The 15,737-nt window shown below is 55.2% G+C and carries 19 protein-coding genes; 15 read left to right on the forward strand and 4 right to left on the reverse strand.

Annotation, left to right across the window (positions count from 1 at the left end; all coding sequences use genetic code 11):
• A partial coding sequence (locus VKV18_RS01890; RefSeq protein ID WP_324202535.1) for a hypothetical protein occupies window positions 1-541 on the forward strand: 541 nt, incomplete at its 5' end.
• A gap of 134 nt (window positions 542-675) precedes the next feature.
• Here the strand turns inward: VKV18_RS01890 and VKV18_RS01895 are convergent.
• Window positions 676-1,065 carry a YtxH domain-containing protein gene (locus VKV18_RS01895; RefSeq protein WP_324202536.1) on the reverse strand — a complete coding sequence of 130 codons (390 nt, stop codon included), beginning with the start codon at window positions 1,063-1,065 and terminating at the stop codon, window positions 676-678.
• A gap of 236 nt (window positions 1,066-1,301) precedes the next feature.
• The gene (locus VKV18_RS01900; RefSeq protein ID WP_324202537.1) at window positions 1,302-1,865 is read right to left on the reverse strand and encodes a YbjN domain-containing protein; all 564 of its coding nucleotides are present in this window, start codon (window positions 1,863-1,865) and stop codon (window positions 1,302-1,304) included.
• Window positions 1,866-2,107: 242 nt separating this feature from the next.
• Between VKV18_RS01900 and VKV18_RS01905 the strand changes: the two genes are divergently transcribed.
• From VKV18_RS01905 to fabF, 13 genes are all read left to right on the forward strand, one after another.
• Window positions 2,108-3,094: a YgfZ/GcvT domain-containing protein gene (locus VKV18_RS01905; RefSeq protein ID WP_324202538.1), complete on the forward strand. Its 987-nt coding sequence runs from the start codon at window positions 2,108-2,110 to the stop codon at window positions 3,092-3,094.
• Entirely contained in the window at window positions 3,091-4,002 is a 912-nt protein-coding gene (locus tag VKV18_RS01910) for a DMT family transporter (protein WP_324202539.1), read from the forward strand. Before VKV18_RS01905 ends, VKV18_RS01910 begins: the two co-directional genes overlap by 4 nt.
• 158 nt (window positions 4,003-4,160) lie before the next feature.
• Window positions 4,161-6,263: an ATP-dependent DNA helicase RecG gene (recG, locus tag VKV18_RS01915; protein ID WP_324202540.1), complete on the forward strand. Its 2,103-nt coding sequence runs from the start codon at window positions 4,161-4,163 to the stop codon at window positions 6,261-6,263.
• Between the two features lie 47 nt (window positions 6,264-6,310).
• Window positions 6,311-6,799 (forward strand): pantetheine-phosphate adenylyltransferase, encoded by a 489-nt coding sequence (coaD, locus tag VKV18_RS01920; RefSeq protein WP_324202541.1) that lies wholly within the window; start codon window positions 6,311-6,313, stop codon window positions 6,797-6,799.
• A gap of 28 nt (window positions 6,800-6,827) precedes the next feature.
• A complete protein-coding gene (locus tag VKV18_RS01925; RefSeq protein ID WP_324202542.1) occupies window positions 6,828-7,514 on the forward strand; it encodes a hypothetical protein in 687 nt (228 codons plus the stop codon).
• A 12-nt stretch (window positions 7,515-7,526) separates the two neighbouring features.
• A complete protein-coding gene (locus tag VKV18_RS01930; RefSeq protein WP_324202543.1) occupies window positions 7,527-8,078 on the forward strand; it encodes a YceD family protein in 552 nt (183 codons plus the stop codon).
• A 94-nt stretch (window positions 8,079-8,172) separates the two neighbouring features.
• Complete coding sequence (rpmF, locus tag VKV18_RS01935; protein WP_324202544.1) at window positions 8,173-8,373, forward strand: 50S ribosomal protein L32; 201 nt, start codon at window positions 8,173-8,175, stop codon at window positions 8,371-8,373.
• A gap of 20 nt (window positions 8,374-8,393) precedes the next feature.
• A complete protein-coding gene (plsX, locus tag VKV18_RS01940) occupies window positions 8,394-9,434 on the forward strand; it encodes a phosphate acyltransferase PlsX (protein WP_324202545.1) in 1,041 nt (346 codons plus the stop codon).
• A gap of 30 nt (window positions 9,435-9,464) precedes the next feature.
• The gene (locus VKV18_RS01945) at window positions 9,465-10,481 is read left to right on the forward strand and encodes a beta-ketoacyl-ACP synthase III (protein ID WP_324202546.1); all 1,017 of its coding nucleotides are present in this window, start codon (window positions 9,465-9,467) and stop codon (window positions 10,479-10,481) included.
• A 7-nt stretch (window positions 10,482-10,488) separates the two neighbouring features.
• Window positions 10,489-11,448, forward strand: a complete 960-nt coding sequence (gene fabD / locus VKV18_RS01950) for an ACP S-malonyltransferase (protein WP_324202547.1) — start codon at window positions 10,489-10,491, stop codon at window positions 11,446-11,448.
• A complete protein-coding gene (gene fabG / locus VKV18_RS01955; protein WP_324202548.1) occupies window positions 11,445-12,188 on the forward strand; it encodes a 3-oxoacyl-[acyl-carrier-protein] reductase in 744 nt (247 codons plus the stop codon). The genes fabD and fabG overlap by 4 nt, the downstream gene beginning before the upstream one ends.
• A 128-nt stretch (window positions 12,189-12,316) precedes the next feature.
• A complete protein-coding gene (gene acpP, locus VKV18_RS01960; RefSeq protein WP_324202549.1) occupies window positions 12,317-12,559 on the forward strand; it encodes an acyl carrier protein in 243 nt (80 codons plus the stop codon).
• Window positions 12,560-12,610: 51 nt separating this feature from the next.
• Window positions 12,611-13,882, forward strand: a complete 1,272-nt coding sequence (fabF, locus tag VKV18_RS01965; protein WP_324202550.1) for a beta-ketoacyl-ACP synthase II — start codon at window positions 12,611-12,613, stop codon at window positions 13,880-13,882.
• 30 nt (window positions 13,883-13,912) lie between these two features.
• Here the strand turns inward: fabF and VKV18_RS01970 are convergent, their stop codons facing one another.
• Complete coding sequence (locus tag VKV18_RS01970) at window positions 13,913-14,761, reverse strand: mechanosensitive ion channel family protein (RefSeq protein ID WP_324202551.1); 849 nt, start codon at window positions 14,759-14,761, stop codon at window positions 13,913-13,915.
• A gap of 130 nt (window positions 14,762-14,891) precedes the next feature.
• Here VKV18_RS01970 and VKV18_RS01975 point away from each other — a divergent pair, with 130 nt between their 5' ends.
• On the forward strand, window positions 14,892-15,410 hold the full coding sequence (locus VKV18_RS01975; RefSeq protein WP_324202552.1) for a DUF5658 family protein: 519 nt from the start codon (window positions 14,892-14,894) through the stop codon (window positions 15,408-15,410).
• On the opposite strand, the gene VKV18_RS01980 is transcribed toward VKV18_RS01975, so the two are convergent.
• Window positions 15,407-15,631: a cold-shock protein gene (locus VKV18_RS01980; RefSeq protein ID WP_324202553.1), complete on the reverse strand. Its 225-nt coding sequence runs from the start codon at window positions 15,629-15,631 to the stop codon at window positions 15,407-15,409. The genes VKV18_RS01975 and VKV18_RS01980 overlap by 4 nt on opposite strands.
• Window positions 15,632-15,737: the final 106 nt, after the last annotated feature.

Consider the following 15,737-nt stretch of genomic DNA (forward strand, 5'->3'; position numbering starts at 1 on the left):
CCCTACAACCTACTCTTCGGACATAGTAGGAGGTGCCAGTCTGTTATGGCACCCACAGGGCGCCTTGTACTATCCTTTTAATCGGTTTGTTAATCTGTTTGGCCAGGAGAGGGCAGCAGATTCCTCTTCCTCGGAGGGCACGCCATCGGGTTCTGTGCAGGAGCAGAAGGTCTATCGTTATTGGGTGAAGGAGCGTCGTTGGGAGCGGGTGGTTTTTGTGCTTGGGGAGGAGCCGGTGAGTTGGAGGGATTATCATAGCTGGTCATGGTTTCTGGGTACGGACGGGCGGATTTATGGGACACAGGGTCGTGTGATTTATCGTTGGGAAGTGGGGAGAGAGGAGGGGGAGATAGTGTATCGTTTGCCGTATTATAAGGGGAAGGCGGAGTATGGGAAGGGTGAGGCGATGCATGGGATAGGGGATTTTGTGTTTGGGGAGGACGGTTATGTCTATGCATGGAATGAGCATTATGTGTATGGTCTCAACAGAGAGACGGGGGAGTGGCGTCTTTTGCTGCGGTATGATGAGGCGATAGAGTAGACAATGCTTCTGGTATTCTTTAAGCGACTTGCTGCGAAGATTATAGACAACATCCTTTGGCTTAGGAGCCTCACGACAAAAGGGGGGCTGGGCGTTTGCGCCCAGCCCCCTTCTCTACAAAACCACCAAAGGGCTTATGCCTCTTCTTGCGATTCAAGCGATGGCTGAGATTCGGCAGATGTCGAGCTACTGCCATCTTTGACCACCGCACTTTGGATGCGCTGCTTCACCTCCTGTGCGGAGGAAGCGACGTTCTCCACTAAGTTCCCCCAGCGCTCTTTGGCGGTCTTGGCCACTTCGGTGGAGTAACCACTCGCCTTTTCCTTCAGATCGGAGGCTTTGCTCTTCAGTTCAACAGCTTTATCCGATGCCTTGCTCTTTAGTTCGTTAGCCTTTTGGGCAAGCTGCTTTCGAGTCTCGGCCCCCTCCTGTGGCGCGAAAAGCAGCGCAATGGCTGCTCCCGTCACAGCACCCAACATGAAGCACGCGACATAACCACCCCAGTTGTTAGAGCCTTTGCTCATAATCTCACCTCCTGGCGAATCTCTCTCCAACCAAACTTCTCTAACGAAACGGTGCGGCCTGCGTGATGCCGCCCTATTCCTCTCCCCTTAGTATAAGCAAAATGGCCCTCCTTGTCAATTGCAGAGGCCACTGCCCAAACTTTAAAAATCAGGAAGCTATCCTTATCCGCATGCAAATACGGTCGAGAACAGCCATCCTGTTCTCGACCGCACCAAAACAACCCAGATGTACCGTATCACTCTTCAGAGTCAGCGTCTTCATCGGTATCATCGAGCCAATCGGTCTCCTCCGTTTCCGAATCGTGCTCCTTTTCCGTCTCCTCATCGCCCGATAATAGATTGCTCACTATCGTTTGGAACTCCTCGTTTCGACTGTCGGGGTAGATGCCCGTCTGAATTAAAGAAAGCAGACGCTCCCGCTCGTTCATGGCTACATGAGTGAGCGTGTACATGCAGCGGTGCACCTGGCCTGCCGTAAGGGGGCTATCCTCCACGGGCAGTTCGATGCTTACCGTAATCTCCCCATCTTCCGGGTCTACACCGAACTTCAGCAATTTGAGAGTACGATTCTGTTCCATCAACTTCATCAGCAACGCCTCGCGATTACGAGCCACATTTAAATTCAGGTAACAGGGAATAATGAAACGCACATACTCCCCATCCTCTGCCAACGTGATGTAAACGAGCATCTGCTGGTTCTGATGCACGAAAGGATAGAGCAGCATCTTCTCGTTATCGGTGAACACAGCGGCATTCGCCTCTTTAAAGATGTCGGTTAATTGTCCAAGTGTGACAGCCATCGCTTTTTGAGCTCCTTTTTTATTTCCTTTCGGGCCGCCGATAGAGGAGTGATCTACTCCTATCTATCAAGACAGTTTTCGATGAAAAAAAATTCCCAAAACCTACAAAAAGTTCGTGTAAAGCATTGTGCTCTCTTGATAGCTAGCGAATAAAACCACTCCATTCGACGCGATTCCTGCGGATTCTACATACAGACGTAAATGCGCCCCTTCAGGTATCATGAATATTGAGGACGAGTGGAATGAAAATACAGAGTTTAGAAGGCTACCGCGCCGCGCGGCAACACGCCGCCTGGATAGATAGAACCGAACAGATCGGCCTACTAAGCGTGAGCGGCCTCGACCGCTTTTCGTGGCTTCAGGGAATGGTAAGCAACGATGTGCGCCTCCTAGAGCAGGGCGTTAAACGCCTACAAGCCTGCATCCTAAACCCAACCGGCCATGTGCTTACCGACTTGGCGCTTATCGCTATCGCCAAGGGGCAACTGCCCGCTTTACCCACCTGCATCCTGCTTGACATGCCGCGCGAAAATAAAGAGAAGATCGGCCGCCTGCTCGACCGTTTCCTCATCACAGAAGACGTTGAACTCAACGATGTAACCTCTCAACTGGCATGTCTCTCTCTTCAAGGCCCTGCGGCCGCTCAACAGATTCAACAACTCCATCTGGGGCCGTGCGTCATTGTCGAAGCCGACCATACCGGTAGTGGAGGTTTCGACATCTACCTGCCTCGCGAGACACGCGACACCGTGCTTCATTCTCTTGCCATCCCCATTCTAGATGAGCCGACCATCGAGTTGTTGCGCATCGAAGCCGGCATCCCGAAATATGGTGCGGAGCTTGATGAGAGCGTTATCGCCTTAGAGGCCAATCTTCGACAAACGCATATCAGCCTTACAAAAGGGTGCTATGTAGGGCAGGAGATCATGGCCCGCATCGAATCAAGAGGCCATACAAATCGGGGCCTTGCCGGCCTCGTATTCTCTCCAAACGAAATTCCCGAGCGCGGCGAAACCCTCTATCCCTTGCAAGAGCCTGCCCGTGAGGTTGGCCGCATTACCTCAGTCGCCACCTCTTCGCCCGCCATGGACAATCGCCCCATCGCCCTCGCGTTTGTCCGACATGAATTCGCTCAGCCGAATACCCGCTTGCATGTGGGCGCATCGCAGAAAGTGGCCGTTGTTGTGCCCTTACCGTTCATCTCCACAACACAAGGGCTTTCAGAGTGAGCGCCGCCTCCGCTACACAACCCGTAGAGGGCCAATCGCATGAGATACGGCTGAACGCCATTCTGCAGCTGGCCCTCATCAACATCCTTTGGGGCGCCTCCTCGGTGGCCTCCAAAACGGCGCTCATGGCCTTCGGGCCGTTCACCCTTACGTTCGTTCGCTTCCTCCCGGCAGGGCTAATTCTTCTTTTACTGGCACGCTTACGACGCCGGGTGCCCCCTATCGCCCCAGAAGATCGCCGGCTTTTCCTGGCGCTCGGCGGAGTGGGCATTACCGCAACTTACGGTATCTTCTACTTCGGCCTTCAGCGCACCACAGCTACCGATGCTTCGCTGCTGTTTGCATGTGAACCGATTCTCATTGCCCTGTTCGGCTATCTCTTCCTCCAGGAACGGCTCAGCTGGCTGCAATGGATGGGTTTTTTAGTGGGCGTTACCGGCATCTGGCTTATCGCCGGCCGTGCATTGGGCGACTGGTTGGCTCTGGCCGGTCTTGCTTGCGAGTGCTGCGTTAGCGTGCCGGCGAAACGATTGGCCACGCGCTACCCGGGTCTTCTTGTGGTGGCCTATGAAATGCTTATCGGAGCCGTGCTTATGCTCCCACTTGCCCTATGGGAGTGGTTTCATCATCCTCATGGGGTCTCTCTTCGCCCTCTGGGCGCTCTGGCCTTCCTCAGCCTTGTCTGCTCGGTGTTCTGCTACGGCATCTGGTATCGCCTTCTTTCCCGCCATGCCATCTCCCAAATGGGGGTGTTCATTCTTCTCCAACCTCTACTCGGCCCTTTGTACGGCCATTTCTTACGCGGAGAGGCGCTTCACGCTAACACGCTGCTTGGTGCGCTGCTCGTCTTTTCTGGCATCGCGCTTACCATCTCTCGGCAACGTCTACCCAAAGGCGCGCGCAACTGACACCTCCAGCACTTAAGACACCGTTCTCAATAGCGTACTGTCCATTTAAGCCTCACTATGCGTCAACGTCTAGACGCAGTTCCAAAATTGACAGCCCATCACGCACTTTGTTACAATATCCTGCCGAGAGCCGTAACATGGAGAGATGAGCCACAGTCATGCCCGAGAAACCAACGGTGCCCCTTACCCTCGATACGCCCCTCCAATATGTGAAAGGTGTGGGGCCACACATAGCTCAACGGCTGGCAAAACTAAACCTCCAGAAGGTGAATGACCTTCTGCATCATTACCCTCGAAGATGGGAGGATAGAACCCTATTTGCCCACGCCGCGCAACTGCGTGGGGGCGAGTTTGTTACGCTCTGCGGGCTGCCTCTCTCTGTCAGCACCACCCATCCGCGACCTGGGCTATCTCTCACAAAGGCTCTTCTCGACGATCAGGGCGCGGCCATCGCGCTTGTCTGGTTCAATCAGCCCTACATGGAGCAGGTGTTTCGCAAACTGATCATGGCAAAACAACCCGTCGTGGTCTACGGCCAGACCAAACGCTCCGGCTGGATCATCGAAATCCAAAACCCAGAATGGGAACCTCTCGATGAAGCCGGCGACTCCCTTTCGAGTGGACGCATTACTCCCGTCTACCCGGCTACCGAAGGCCTAACCCAAGCCCGTCTTCGTCGTCTCACCGATCATGTGCTGCGCGAATGCTTGCCGCTAATCGAAGAGCCACTGCCGCTCGAACTACGCCAAAAACACGGCCTCATGGGGCTGCGCGAGGCACTGCAAAATATCCACTATCCCACCAGTTTTGAGGCCCTCGATGCCGCGCGCAGGCGTCTCGTGTTCGAGGAGTTTTTCCTTATGCAACTCTATCTGGCCCTCCAGAGGCACAAACTCCACGCCAATTCACAGGGCATTCGCTTTCACATCTCTCTTGAGGAGTTGCATCAATCGCTTCAAGCTATCCTCCCTTTTCCTCTTACCAAAGCACAGCAACGAGCCATTCACGATATCGCTGCCGACATGAGCAGCGGCCGCCTCATGAACCGCCTGGTTCAGGGCGATGTGGGCAGCGGGAAAACAATGGTGGCGCTCGCCGCCATTCTCATGGCCGTGCAAAATGGCTATCAGGCGGCCCTCATGGCCCCCACCGAGATTCTGGCGCAACAGCACGCCATCGTGCTCCGACGCCTTCTTGAACCCCTCCAGTTGCGCGTGGAACTGGCCATTGGCAGCCTCTCCAAACGTGAAAAACAGGAGGTTTATGAAAGACTGCGCACAGGGGAAAGCCTCATCGCCGTTGGAACCCACGCGCTCATCCAAGAGGATGTCGGCTTTGCCCGACTCGGTCTCGCCATCATAGATGAGCAACACCGTTTTGGCGTGCTTCAGCGCCGAGCGCTCTCCCGTAAAGGCGAACAACCCCACGTGCTTGTGATGACGGCCACCCCCATCCCGCGCACCCTCACGCTCACGCTCTATGGAGACCTCGATGTCTCCGTGCTCGACGAACTGCCTCCGGGGCGAAAACCCATCACCACCCACTGGCGCAGCCGCTCCAAACGCGAACAGGTCTACGCTGCCGCCGAACGCCTGCTTGTGGAAGGCCGTCAGGCCTACATCGTCTGCCCGCTTATCGAAGAAAGTGAGAAATTAGAGGCACAAAGCGCCGCACAGCTGCATGCCTATATCGCCAATAAAGTCTATCCCCATCGAAGAGTCGGGCTTCTTCACGGCCAAATGCCTCCTTCGGAAAAGGAACAGGTGATGCTGCAGTTCAAAGCTCACGAGCTTGACGTGCTCGTCTCTACCACCGTTATTGAGGTAGGAATAGATGTGCCAAACGCCTCGATCATCATCATCGAGGATGCCGACCGTTTTGGACTAGCGCAACTACATCAGCTGCGCGGTCGCGTGGGCCGTGGAGAGTACCCTTCCTACTGTATCCTGCTTGCAGACCCCAAAACCCCCGAAGGAAGGGCGCGTATGGAGATCATGGTAAAAACTTGCGATGGCTTTCGCATCGCCGACGAAGACCTGCGACTGCGCGGGCCCGGCGAGTTCCTCGGCACGAGGCAAAGTGGCCTGCCTGACCTCCATATCGCCGACCTTTTGGCAGACCGCGACGTCCTGGTTGAAACGCGCAACGCCGCCCTCGACCTCGTACAACAAGACCCTACCCTCTCTTATCCTCAGCATCGTGCGCTGCGAGAAGCCCTCCAGCGAATGCACTCCCACCTCGAACTCGCCTCCGTAAGCTAACATTTTCTGCGAGTTTGTAGTACAATATAAAGAAAAAGTGGCACTTTATGACTTTAGCGCTTGTGCCGGGGAGCTTTGACCCCGTTACCAATGGACATTTAGATATTATCCAGCGGGCTGTCGAACTTTTCGATGAGGTACGCGTGGTTGTCGCTCGCAACAGTTCGAAAACCCCTCTCTTTACGGTGGAGGAACGCCTCGAAATGTTGCGAGAGGTGTGCGCACCTCTCCCCCGTGTAACGGTAGACTCTTTCGATGGTCTTCTGGTAAACTACGCTTTGAAATGCGGTGCCACGGTGATCGTAAAGGGGCTGCGCTTTGTCTCGGACTTCGAGTATGAACTGCAAATGGCGTTGATGAACCGTCGGCTCAACAGCGCCATTGAAACGGTTTTCTTGCCCACAGGCGCTCCCTATTCCGATCTAAGCTCGAGCATCGTTAAAGAGATCGCCCGCCTCGGCGGGTCGGTGGAAGGATTGGTACCCGAAATTGTCCAGCGACGTCTCCGAGAAAAATACTCCGTCCACAGCACCTGAGGCCGCAAGCGCGGCAGCGCAAAACGAGATGCCTAAACCTATGCGGCAGGCGGCACGCCAACTTGAAGAGGCCCCACAGTTTGTGGCCCCCACAAGAGGAAATATGGACATCCTCAAACTGCTCTCGGAGCTTGAGGATATGGTGGATCACGCCCGGCGTGGCCCCATGGGCATCCTCTTGGGGTTTCCGGAGGAGCGCTTCCACATAACCCTGATGAAAATTAGGGCGAACCTGCCTGAAGAGGTGAAACGCGCCGCCAATTTGGCCAAACAGCGCGAGCAGTTGCTTGAAGAGGCCCGCCAACAGGCCGAGCGCATCCGGCAAGAAGCCAAAGAGAGCGCTTTGGCGGAACAAGAGCGGAGACAGAATGAGTTAGCCCAAATGCGCCTTAAAATGCAACAAGAGCTAGAAGAAGAGCGCAAACGGCTGGAAAAAGAAGCCCTAAAAATTTTGGACCAGGCGCGTGAACAGGCACACCAAATCCTTAGAGAGGCAGAGGCGCGAGCCGCCCATCTTATCACAGAAAGCGCCATCTATAAAGAGGCCGAAAAACGCGCCCAAGCCCTTCGGCTCGAAGCGGAAAACGATGCCTTAGCCACCCGACATGGTGCGGATGAGTACGCAAAAACCGTGCTGAATAACATGGAAGAGGTGCTGCAACGCGCCTTGCTACAAGTGCAAAAGGGAAAAGAACTGCTCTCTAACCCAAAATAACGGAGAACTCCTATGCGCCTCGATATCTCCGAGATCATAAGAGAACCGGGGAAAAGCGCCCACTACACGGTGCATGAACCGCCCCTGGTAGATGAAGATATCGAATGCACTGACGATATCATCGGACAGTTGGACTTCATCAATACGGGCGATGCCCTCCTGCTGCGAGGCAGCTGCGATACATGCGTTATGTTGCCCTGCAGCCGCTGCTGCACCTACTATCAGCAACCGGTCTCGCTCGTCATTGAAGAACAGTTCGAACTACGATCCATCTCTACCGGGCCGCGCTCTCTACCCCACATCGTGGTGGTTGAAGAGGACGAAAGCCCCATCGCCGGTAAACTGTTTGATGGCAACGTATTCGACCTCACGGAAATGCTCCGTCAGTACATTCTGCTGAGCCAGCCGACGCAACCCTTGCCGCCTCAGCAGAACGAAGTGTGCTCCCTTTGCCATCGTCGGCCCGAGGAGGCCCTGGCCGGGCTAGGTGGCGAGCAGGAGATCGAGCCTGGCGGCCATCCGGCCTTCGCCCGGCTGCGAGAACTATTGGAAGAGCAGCCCTAACGAAAACCGCGCCTGCTTTGGACGCACCTTGGTTAGGGTAGACTCTTCTTTTTGTGTGCGTAAGAATTCAGAGAATACGAAAGAGAGGTGTTTTATGGCTTTACCAAAACGACGTCACTCGAACCAGAGAACCCGAAAAAGACGAACCCATTATAAGCTGGCACATAAGCCGGCTATGGTTCCCAGCTTCGAGCAACCTGGTAGCTATACCCTTCTGCATCATGTAGACCCCGCCACTGGGCGCTACCGAGGGCGAGTCGTTTTTGAGATGACGGATAAACCCCAGAATAAGTAGGCAGGAAACGCTCCCACATTATGGCTCACTCGATGCGAATCGCCGTTGACGCAATGGGGGGAGACCGTGGCCCGGCAGAGGTTGCACGTGGGGTCTATGAGGCGGCACTCCATTCGCCATCCCATTTCTACCTCGTAGGCCATCCCGATGTGCTTCAACAAGAGCTAAAAAAGTGGCATAACCACCCTAAAAACCTCGAGATCGTGCCCGCCTCCGAAGTCATCGAGATGACCGATCAGCCCGCGGTGGCGCTGCGCAAAAAGCCCGACGCCTCGGTGGTCGTCGCCGCCCGCATGGTTCATGAAGGACAGGCCGATGCGTTCGTTACCATTGGGAATACCGGTGCCGCCATGGCCGTAGGCCTCCTTACCCTAGGCCGTATTAAAGGGATAGACCGACCGGCTATTGCCACTCCCCTCCCCTCCCTAACAGGCGGCACCGTTATCCTGCTCGATGCCGGCGCGACGGTTGATTGTGACCCCAACAACCTCTATGAGTTCGCCCTCATGGGCAGCGCCTATGCCGAGCATGTGCTTGGCGTGCCCAAACCGCGTGTGGCGCTTCTCTCCAATGGCGAGGAGATGAATAAAGGCAATACGCTGGTTAAACGAACCCATCAACTGCTTCTGAGCGCATCACAGGTCGAGGCGCCGTTTGAGTTTGTAGGTAACGTAGAAGGGCGCGATCTCTTTAAAGGGCTGGCCGACGTGGTGATCTGCGACGGCTTTACCGGCAATGTGCTGCTGAAAACGGCCGAAGGGGTCGCAGAAATGGTTCTATCGCTTGTTAAACAGGAGCTAGGACGACATCTCTGGATGCGCCCCCTCGTCGCCCCCTTCATGCCGGCCATGCGACGCCTGCGAACCCGTATAGACTACGCCGAGAGAGGCGGTGCACCTCTTTTAGGCGTCAACGGAATCTGCATCATAGGACATGGGCGATCCACCTACTATGCTGTGGCCAATGCCTGTCGGGCCGCAGAAAAAGCGGTGGAACATAACATCGTAGAGGTTATCCGTTCGCGCGTGTGCAAAGCGCCCTTAATGCCTCCCGCCACCTAAGGAATCTACCGGAAAGATGAGAAAAACCCGATGAGTAGTCCCCTGATACCAACAAAACAACCCTTGGCCGCCATCCTCGGACTGGGGATGTGTGTGCCTGAGCGAGTTCTTACTAACGACGACTTGGCCCAAATGGTGGATACAAGCGATGAGTGGATAACCTCTCGCACCGGCATTCGTCAACGCCACATTGCCGATGAAAACACAACAACCTCCGATCTTGCTGCAGAGGCTGCCAAACGCGCGCTTGCCGATGCGAATGTCCACCCCGATGAGCTAGATCTCATTCTCTGCGCCACCGCCACCGGAGATTACATTTGGCCGGCTACCGCTTGTGTGGTGCAACGAAAGATAGGCGCTTACCGGGCCGGGGCTTTCGACCTCTCCGCCGCCTGCGCCGGCTTCTGTTATGGTCTGGCGGTTGCAGGGGCCTTCATTCAAAGCCATGCTGCCCAACGTATCCTGCTCATCGGGGCCGATGCCCTCTCGAAACATGTTAACTGGAACGACCGCTCCACCTGCGTCCTTTTCGGAGACGGTGCCGGAGCCGCCGTTCTAGGTCCTAACGATAGCGGCCAGGGCGTTCTTACCTCCGTATTGGGTGCCAATGGCGATGGCCTTGAAATGGTGTGGCTGCCTCATGGTGGTACCCGCAGCCCCCTAACCCCCGAACTCATCGCAAACCGCCAAGATAAGCTCGTCATGCAGGGCCGAGAGGTCTATCGCTTCGCCGTTCAGGTCATTCCTGAAGCCATTCAGCAGGCGCTTCAAAAGGCCTGCTTAAGCCCCAGCCAGGTGGATTGGCTCGTTATGCATCAGGCGAATATCCGCATTGTGGAGGCCGTCGCGGAACGGCTGCATATTCCTAAAGATCGCGTTTTCATCAACATCGAACGCTATGGCAATACCTCCGCGGCTTCGGTTCCCATAGCCCTCACCGAGGCCGTGCAACAAAAGCGCCTCAAACCAGGGCAGATCGTGGTAACTGCCGGCTTTGGGGCCGGGCTTGCCTGGGGGGTTAACATCATCCGATGGAGCGCAAAATAGAACCGCTATGAGTAAGGTTGCTTTTCTCTTTCCAGGTCAAGGGTCACAACGAGTCGGCATGGGACGCTCGTTTTACGAGAATTTTTCCGAGGCTCGTGCGCTTTTCGAGCAGGCAAATGCCCTTCTCGGCTTCTCACTAAGCGATCTCTGCTTTGAAGGCCCCGAAGAGGTGCTTAAATCCACCGAAAACGCCCAGCCCGCTCTCTACGTCACAAGCTATGTTGCCTATCGCTGTCTGCAATCCCTCCGCCCCCGTCGCCCGGATGCCGTCGCAGGCCATAGCGTGGGTGAATACGCGGCTCTGGCCGTGGCCGAGGTCTTCTCTTTTGAAGAGGGCCTTCGACTTGTGCGCCGCCGTGGGGAACTGATGCGCGATGCCTCTCAAAAACGCCCCGGCACTATGGCGGCTCTCCTCGGGGCAACTCTTGAAATGGCTAGAGAGGTCTGCCTCGCCGCTCGCGATGCCGGCATCGTAAGCGTGGCCAATGTCAATGGCGCCGGACAGATCGTTATCTCCGGTGAGCCTGCTGCCGTCGAGAAGGCCTCCCAACTCGCAAAAGAGCAGGGGGTAAAGCGCGTCGTTCCTTTAGCTGTGTCGGGTGGGTTTCATTCACCGCTCATGGTGGAAGCCGGTGATGCCCTCTACAAGGACCTCGCCGCCGTACCGCTCCGAAAACCCACCGTTCCGGTAATAGCGAACATCAACGCTCGCTATGTCGAACAACCCATAGACATTATCTCCGGGCTTACCATGCAGGTAAGCGGCAGCGTTTTGTGGGAACCTTCCATGCAGCGCCTTGTTCAGGATGGTTTCCGTGTCTTTATTGAACTTGGCAGCGGCGAGGTGCTCACCGGCCTTATGAAACGTATCGCACCCGACGTTATCGCGCTTAGCGCCTACGATGCGGAAAGCCTTTCTAAGGTTGCAGAACAGTTAGATCACTTAGCAGAGCTTGGAGTAAAATGAAACTATCCGATCGCGTCGCCATCGTCACAGGAGCCAGCCGCGGCATTGGCAAGGCCATCGCCCTTGAACTCGCTGCCGAAGGCGCAAAAGTGGTTGTCAATTACAATCGCAATGCCGCATCCGCCGAGGAGACCGTAAAAACCCTACTAGAGGCGGGGAAAGAGGCGGTGGCCTTACAGGCGGATGTTGCCGATGCTTCTCAGGTGGAAAAACTGGTGCAAAGCACCATCGAACGCTTCGGTAGGGTAGATATTCTCATCAACAATGCAGGGGTTACCCGTGATAAGCTCGTCATGCGCATGAGCGAAGAAGATTGGGATACTGTGCTGAATACCAACCTGAAGGGGGCCTTTCTCTGCTCGCGTGCGGTAGCTCCCATCTTTCTCAAGCAACGTAGCGGAGTCATCGTTAACATCAGCAGCGTAATCGGTAAAGTTGGCGGGCCGGGTCAAGCAAACTATAGCGCCTCAAAAGCCGGCCTGATCGGCCTGACCAAATCGCTCGCAAAGGAGCTAGGCTCACGCAACATTCGCGTGAACGCCATTGCACCCGGCTTCATCGAAACCGAAATGACCGAGGTGCTGAAACCCGAACAACGCGAGGCCGCGCTAAAACAGATTCCCTTGGCGCGATTTGGAGGTAGCCGAGAAGTCGCACGTGTTGCCGTCTTTCTCTGCTCGGACGACGCTTCCTATATCCATGGGGAGGTCATTACCGTGGATGGTGGGCTGTTCATGTGAATACCTGTGCTGCCCGCCACGTGCTACAATAACCTGGTGTGCCTCTCGCGGAACCGGCTGAAGAGAGGGTTCCTTCACCCTTAAGAGAGGCTTTCTAAACAAGAACATTTAACTTAGGAGGACGATACATGTCTACAACTTTTGATCGTGTGCGCAAGGTGCTTCTTGAGAGGCTCGATGTGAGCGAGGAGGAGATCGTTCCCGAAGCCTCTTTGGTGAATGACCTGAAAGCTGACTCCCTAGATGTCGTAGAGATCGTGCTTCGTCTTGAGGACGAATTCACCATAGATATCCCCGATGAGGACGCCGAAAAGATCGTCACCGTTCAAGATATCGTGGACTATATAGACAAAAAGGCCGCGGCCTCATGAGCCGTCGCTCGAAGTGCCCCTACTTTAGCGAACCTTTGTATAGGAGTGGCTATGCAAACGCCATCTCATAACCCGACTGAGCCAAGGCGAGTGGTGATCACAGGCGTCGGAGCAGTAACCCCTCTCGGGCTTACTGCAGAAGACACCTGGAAAGCCTGCCTGTCCGGCTGCTCCGGTGTGGGTCCTATCACCTTCTTCGATGCTAGTGGCTATAGCACCCGCATAGCCGCCGAAATCAAAGATTGGGATCCTTCGCCCTACTTCGAGTCCCGAAAAGAGGCACGCCGTGTTGACCGATTCGTGCAGTTTGCGGTCGCGGCATCGCGTATGGCCCTAGAAGACGCCAAGCTCGAGATCACTCCGGACAACAGCGAGCGTGTAGGCGTCTACATCGGCTCCGGCATCGGCGGGCTGGCAACTCTTGAGGAGTGGCACAAAACGCTGCTGGAGCGTGGCCCCGATCGCATTACGCCGTTTCTTATCCCCGCGATCATCTGTAATATGGGGGCCGGCATGGTCTCGATACTGACCGGCGCCCGAGGGCCAAACTCCTGCATTACCACCGCCTGTACCACCGGCCTAAATAACATCGGCGATGCCTTCGAGCTTATCAGACGCGGCGGTGCCGACGCCGTGATCGCAGGGGGAGCCGAGGCGGCCATTACCCCCCTCAGCATCGCGGGCTTCTGTGCTGCGAGAACCATGTCTACCCGCAACGACGAACCTACCCGAGCAAGCCGTCCATTCGATGCGCAACGCGATGGCTTCGTGATGGGAGAAGGAGCCGGCATCGTGGTACTCGAAGCGCTCGATTCGGCCCTAGCCCGCAACGCCAAAATCTACGCCGAAGTGATCGGCTACGGTATGTCTGGCGACGCCCATCATGTTACAGCGCCGCCAGACGACGGCAACGGGGCTATCCGATGCATGCGCGCCGCGCTCAATGAGGCCGGCATCAAGCCGGAAGAGGTAGACTATATTAACGCACATGGCACCTCGACCGAGCTAAACGATCGCATTGAGACACTTGCCATTAAAGCGGTCTTTGGAGAACATGCTTACCACATCCCGGTCAGCTCAACAAAATCTATGACCGCTCACATGGTAGGGGCTGCCGGAGCCGTTGAGACCATCTTCTGCGCGCTCGCCATTCGAGATCGCATCATTCCACCAACCATCAACTACGAGTACCCCGATCCGAACTGCGATCTAGACTACGTTCCAAATAAAGCACGACCGGCCGAAGTGAACATCGCTCTCTCAAACTCGTTCGGATTCGGCGGGCACAACGGCTCTATTCTCCTTAAAAGATATAGCGGCTAAACCGAGAGGCGCCCCTGAGTAGGGCGCCTCTCAAGCCAAAGCGATGCCGGCCTCAACGAACGCTTCCCGTAAGGCACGACGTAAACGCATCTGCTCCTGTAAGAGATGAATGGGGTCTGTAGCCAAACTTACCCGAATCGTCATTGAACTCGCAGAGAATGCCGTGATTCCCTCCAATGTCGGGGCCTGCTTTAGAACGCTGCCCGGTGCCTCGAATAGCTGTTTTCCTACCACCTCAATAATCTCCATGACCTTTTGCAAATCAGCTGAAGCGGCTATGTTGATCTCCACAAAATCTACAATAGGATTACGGGAGAGGTTGGTCACCGTGCCTATATCCCCGTTGGCGATCATATAGACGCGGCCCGAATTGTCTACAAGACGGGTAACACGCATCCCGATGTTCTGCACCACCCCGGTCACTCCGGCAATGGTTACCATCTCCCCTACCATAAACGTGTTGTCTACAATGATAAAAAACCCGGAGATCATATCTCTAACAAGCTTTTGAGCGCCAAATCCTATTGCCAGCCCAATAACGCCGGCCGCCTCAATAAACGGAATTACGTTCACCCCAACCGCTTTGAGGATCAACACGCCAAAGATGAAAAAAAGCAAATAGCTTAAAATGCTGCGCACCAACCCCTGTAGGGTCTTCATGCGGCCAAGCCCGGCTCCATCCGGATGATGCCGCACGATCCGCGCCATACCTCCATCTACAACGCGAAACAGCATGCTACGCAATACAAAATAGATGATGATGAGTACGGCAACTTGAATTAAGGCCTCTAAACCTCGGTTCACCAGCAGATGCCAAACGTTTTTCCAGTAGTCGGGATCGAGGTATTTGCCGAACTCATGCTCCAGCTTTAAGGGCATGTCGCCTCCTTCATCCGCAGAATTTTCGTTTTAACATACCCCGCAAACTCTACAGGAATCGAGTCGTCTATCCGAATATCAACAACACTCCATCCCAAATGCACGGCTCAACAAGCGGAGATTGTTAGAGATGAGGACATCAAAAACGCGATTCGCGATCGAAAGCTGGCTCATGGCCCTTATTGGCCTAGCCGATCTCGGCAGCACCATCCTGTTTATAGAACGACACGGCGCACAGGAGGCTAACCCCATCTTTCGCCATTTCTGGGAAATGGGACTAGGTGCTTTTATTGTTGCTAAGCTCGTCTGCCTGATTGGACCACTGCTGGTTATGGAGTGGGCACGTCAGCGCCATCCACGTTTCGTTGCCGGAGCCTTGCGCATGGCCATTCTCGGCTACCTAGCCCTTTATGGGGTCGGTGTGCTCCATCTGAACCGCACGGCCAAAGCGGATATCCCCCTTGCAGCAAACGACCCAGCCGCTCTACAGCAGGAGTACCTCAGTGAGCAGATGGCTCTGAAGATACAGAGGATCGTCCAACAGGCACATAAAACGCGATTCGCACGTCCTCCGCAACGCACAGCCGTCGAATCTTACCTGCGTCCTGCCCTGTCCGTAGACAGAGGCAGGACGCAACTGTTGCGCTAAGCCGGGCTTTCTTCATCCTCCACTTTGGGGATGACGATGGTTGCGAGCCTGCCTTTCGGCCCTTCCGTTGCCTCATAACGGACCAGCTGTCCCTCGCGTAGCGTTCGGAACCCTTCCATCTGAATCACTGAGTAGTGTACAAATACATCTACCCCGTCATCGGCAACGATAAACCCATAGCCCTTAGCGTTGTTAAACCACTTTACTTTGCCCAAAAGCATATTGTCCGTTACTCCTAAGACCTGCACAACTTTCAGTGCGGACTCTTGGAGCGTCAACAACTCACGTTCACAAAGAGTGCACCAGAATCCTTACTGCAATTTGCGT

Source organism: Chthonomonas sp., assembly GCF_035294505.1.
GTDB lineage: Bacteria > Armatimonadota > Chthonomonadetes > Chthonomonadales > Chthonomonadaceae > Chthonomonas.

Excerpts from the sequence above, each read along its gene's own strand:
- recG (WP_324202540.1), top strand. The coding sequence starts at position 4,161 with ATGCCCGAGAAACCAACGGTGCCCCTTACCCTCGATACGCCCCTCCAA.
- fabF (WP_324202550.1), top strand. The coding sequence starts at position 12,611 with ATGCAAACGCCATCTCATAACCCGACTGAGCCAAGGCGAGTGGTGATC.
- coaD (WP_324202541.1), top strand. The coding sequence starts at position 6,311 with ATGACTTTAGCGCTTGTGCCGGGGAGCTTTGACCCCGTTACCAATGGA.
- VKV18_RS01980 (WP_324202553.1), bottom strand. The coding sequence starts at position 15,631 with ATGCTTTTGGGCAAAGTAAAGTGGTTTAACAACGCTAAGGGCTATGGG.
- VKV18_RS01905 (WP_324202538.1), top strand. The coding sequence starts at position 2,108 with ATGAAAATACAGAGTTTAGAAGGCTACCGCGCCGCGCGGCAACACGCC.
- fabG (WP_324202548.1), top strand. The coding sequence starts at position 11,445 with ATGAAACTATCCGATCGCGTCGCCATCGTCACAGGAGCCAGCCGCGGC.
- VKV18_RS01970 (WP_324202551.1), bottom strand. The coding sequence starts at position 14,761 with ATGCCCTTAAAGCTGGAGCATGAGTTCGGCAAATACCTCGATCCCGAC.
- fabD (WP_324202547.1), top strand. The coding sequence starts at position 10,489 with ATGAGTAAGGTTGCTTTTCTCTTTCCAGGTCAAGGGTCACAACGAGTC.
- VKV18_RS01945 (WP_324202546.1), top strand. The coding sequence starts at position 9,465 with ATGAGTAGTCCCCTGATACCAACAAAACAACCCTTGGCCGCCATCCTC.
- VKV18_RS01900 (WP_324202537.1), bottom strand. The coding sequence starts at position 1,865 with ATGGCTGTCACACTTGGACAATTAACCGACATCTTTAAAGAGGCGAAT.
- acpP (WP_324202549.1), top strand. The coding sequence starts at position 12,317 with ATGTCTACAACTTTTGATCGTGTGCGCAAGGTGCTTCTTGAGAGGCTC.
- VKV18_RS01975 (WP_324202552.1), top strand. The coding sequence starts at position 14,892 with ATGAGGACATCAAAAACGCGATTCGCGATCGAAAGCTGGCTCATGGCC.
- rpmF (WP_324202544.1), top strand. The coding sequence starts at position 8,173 with ATGGCTTTACCAAAACGACGTCACTCGAACCAGAGAACCCGAAAAAGA.
- plsX (WP_324202545.1), top strand. The coding sequence starts at position 8,394 with ATGGCTCACTCGATGCGAATCGCCGTTGACGCAATGGGGGGAGACCGT.
- VKV18_RS01895 (WP_324202536.1), bottom strand. The coding sequence starts at position 1,065 with ATGAGCAAAGGCTCTAACAACTGGGGTGGTTATGTCGCGTGCTTCATG.
- VKV18_RS01930 (WP_324202543.1), top strand. The coding sequence starts at position 7,527 with ATGCGCCTCGATATCTCCGAGATCATAAGAGAACCGGGGAAAAGCGCC.
- VKV18_RS01925 (WP_324202542.1), top strand. The coding sequence starts at position 6,828 with ATGCCTAAACCTATGCGGCAGGCGGCACGCCAACTTGAAGAGGCCCCA.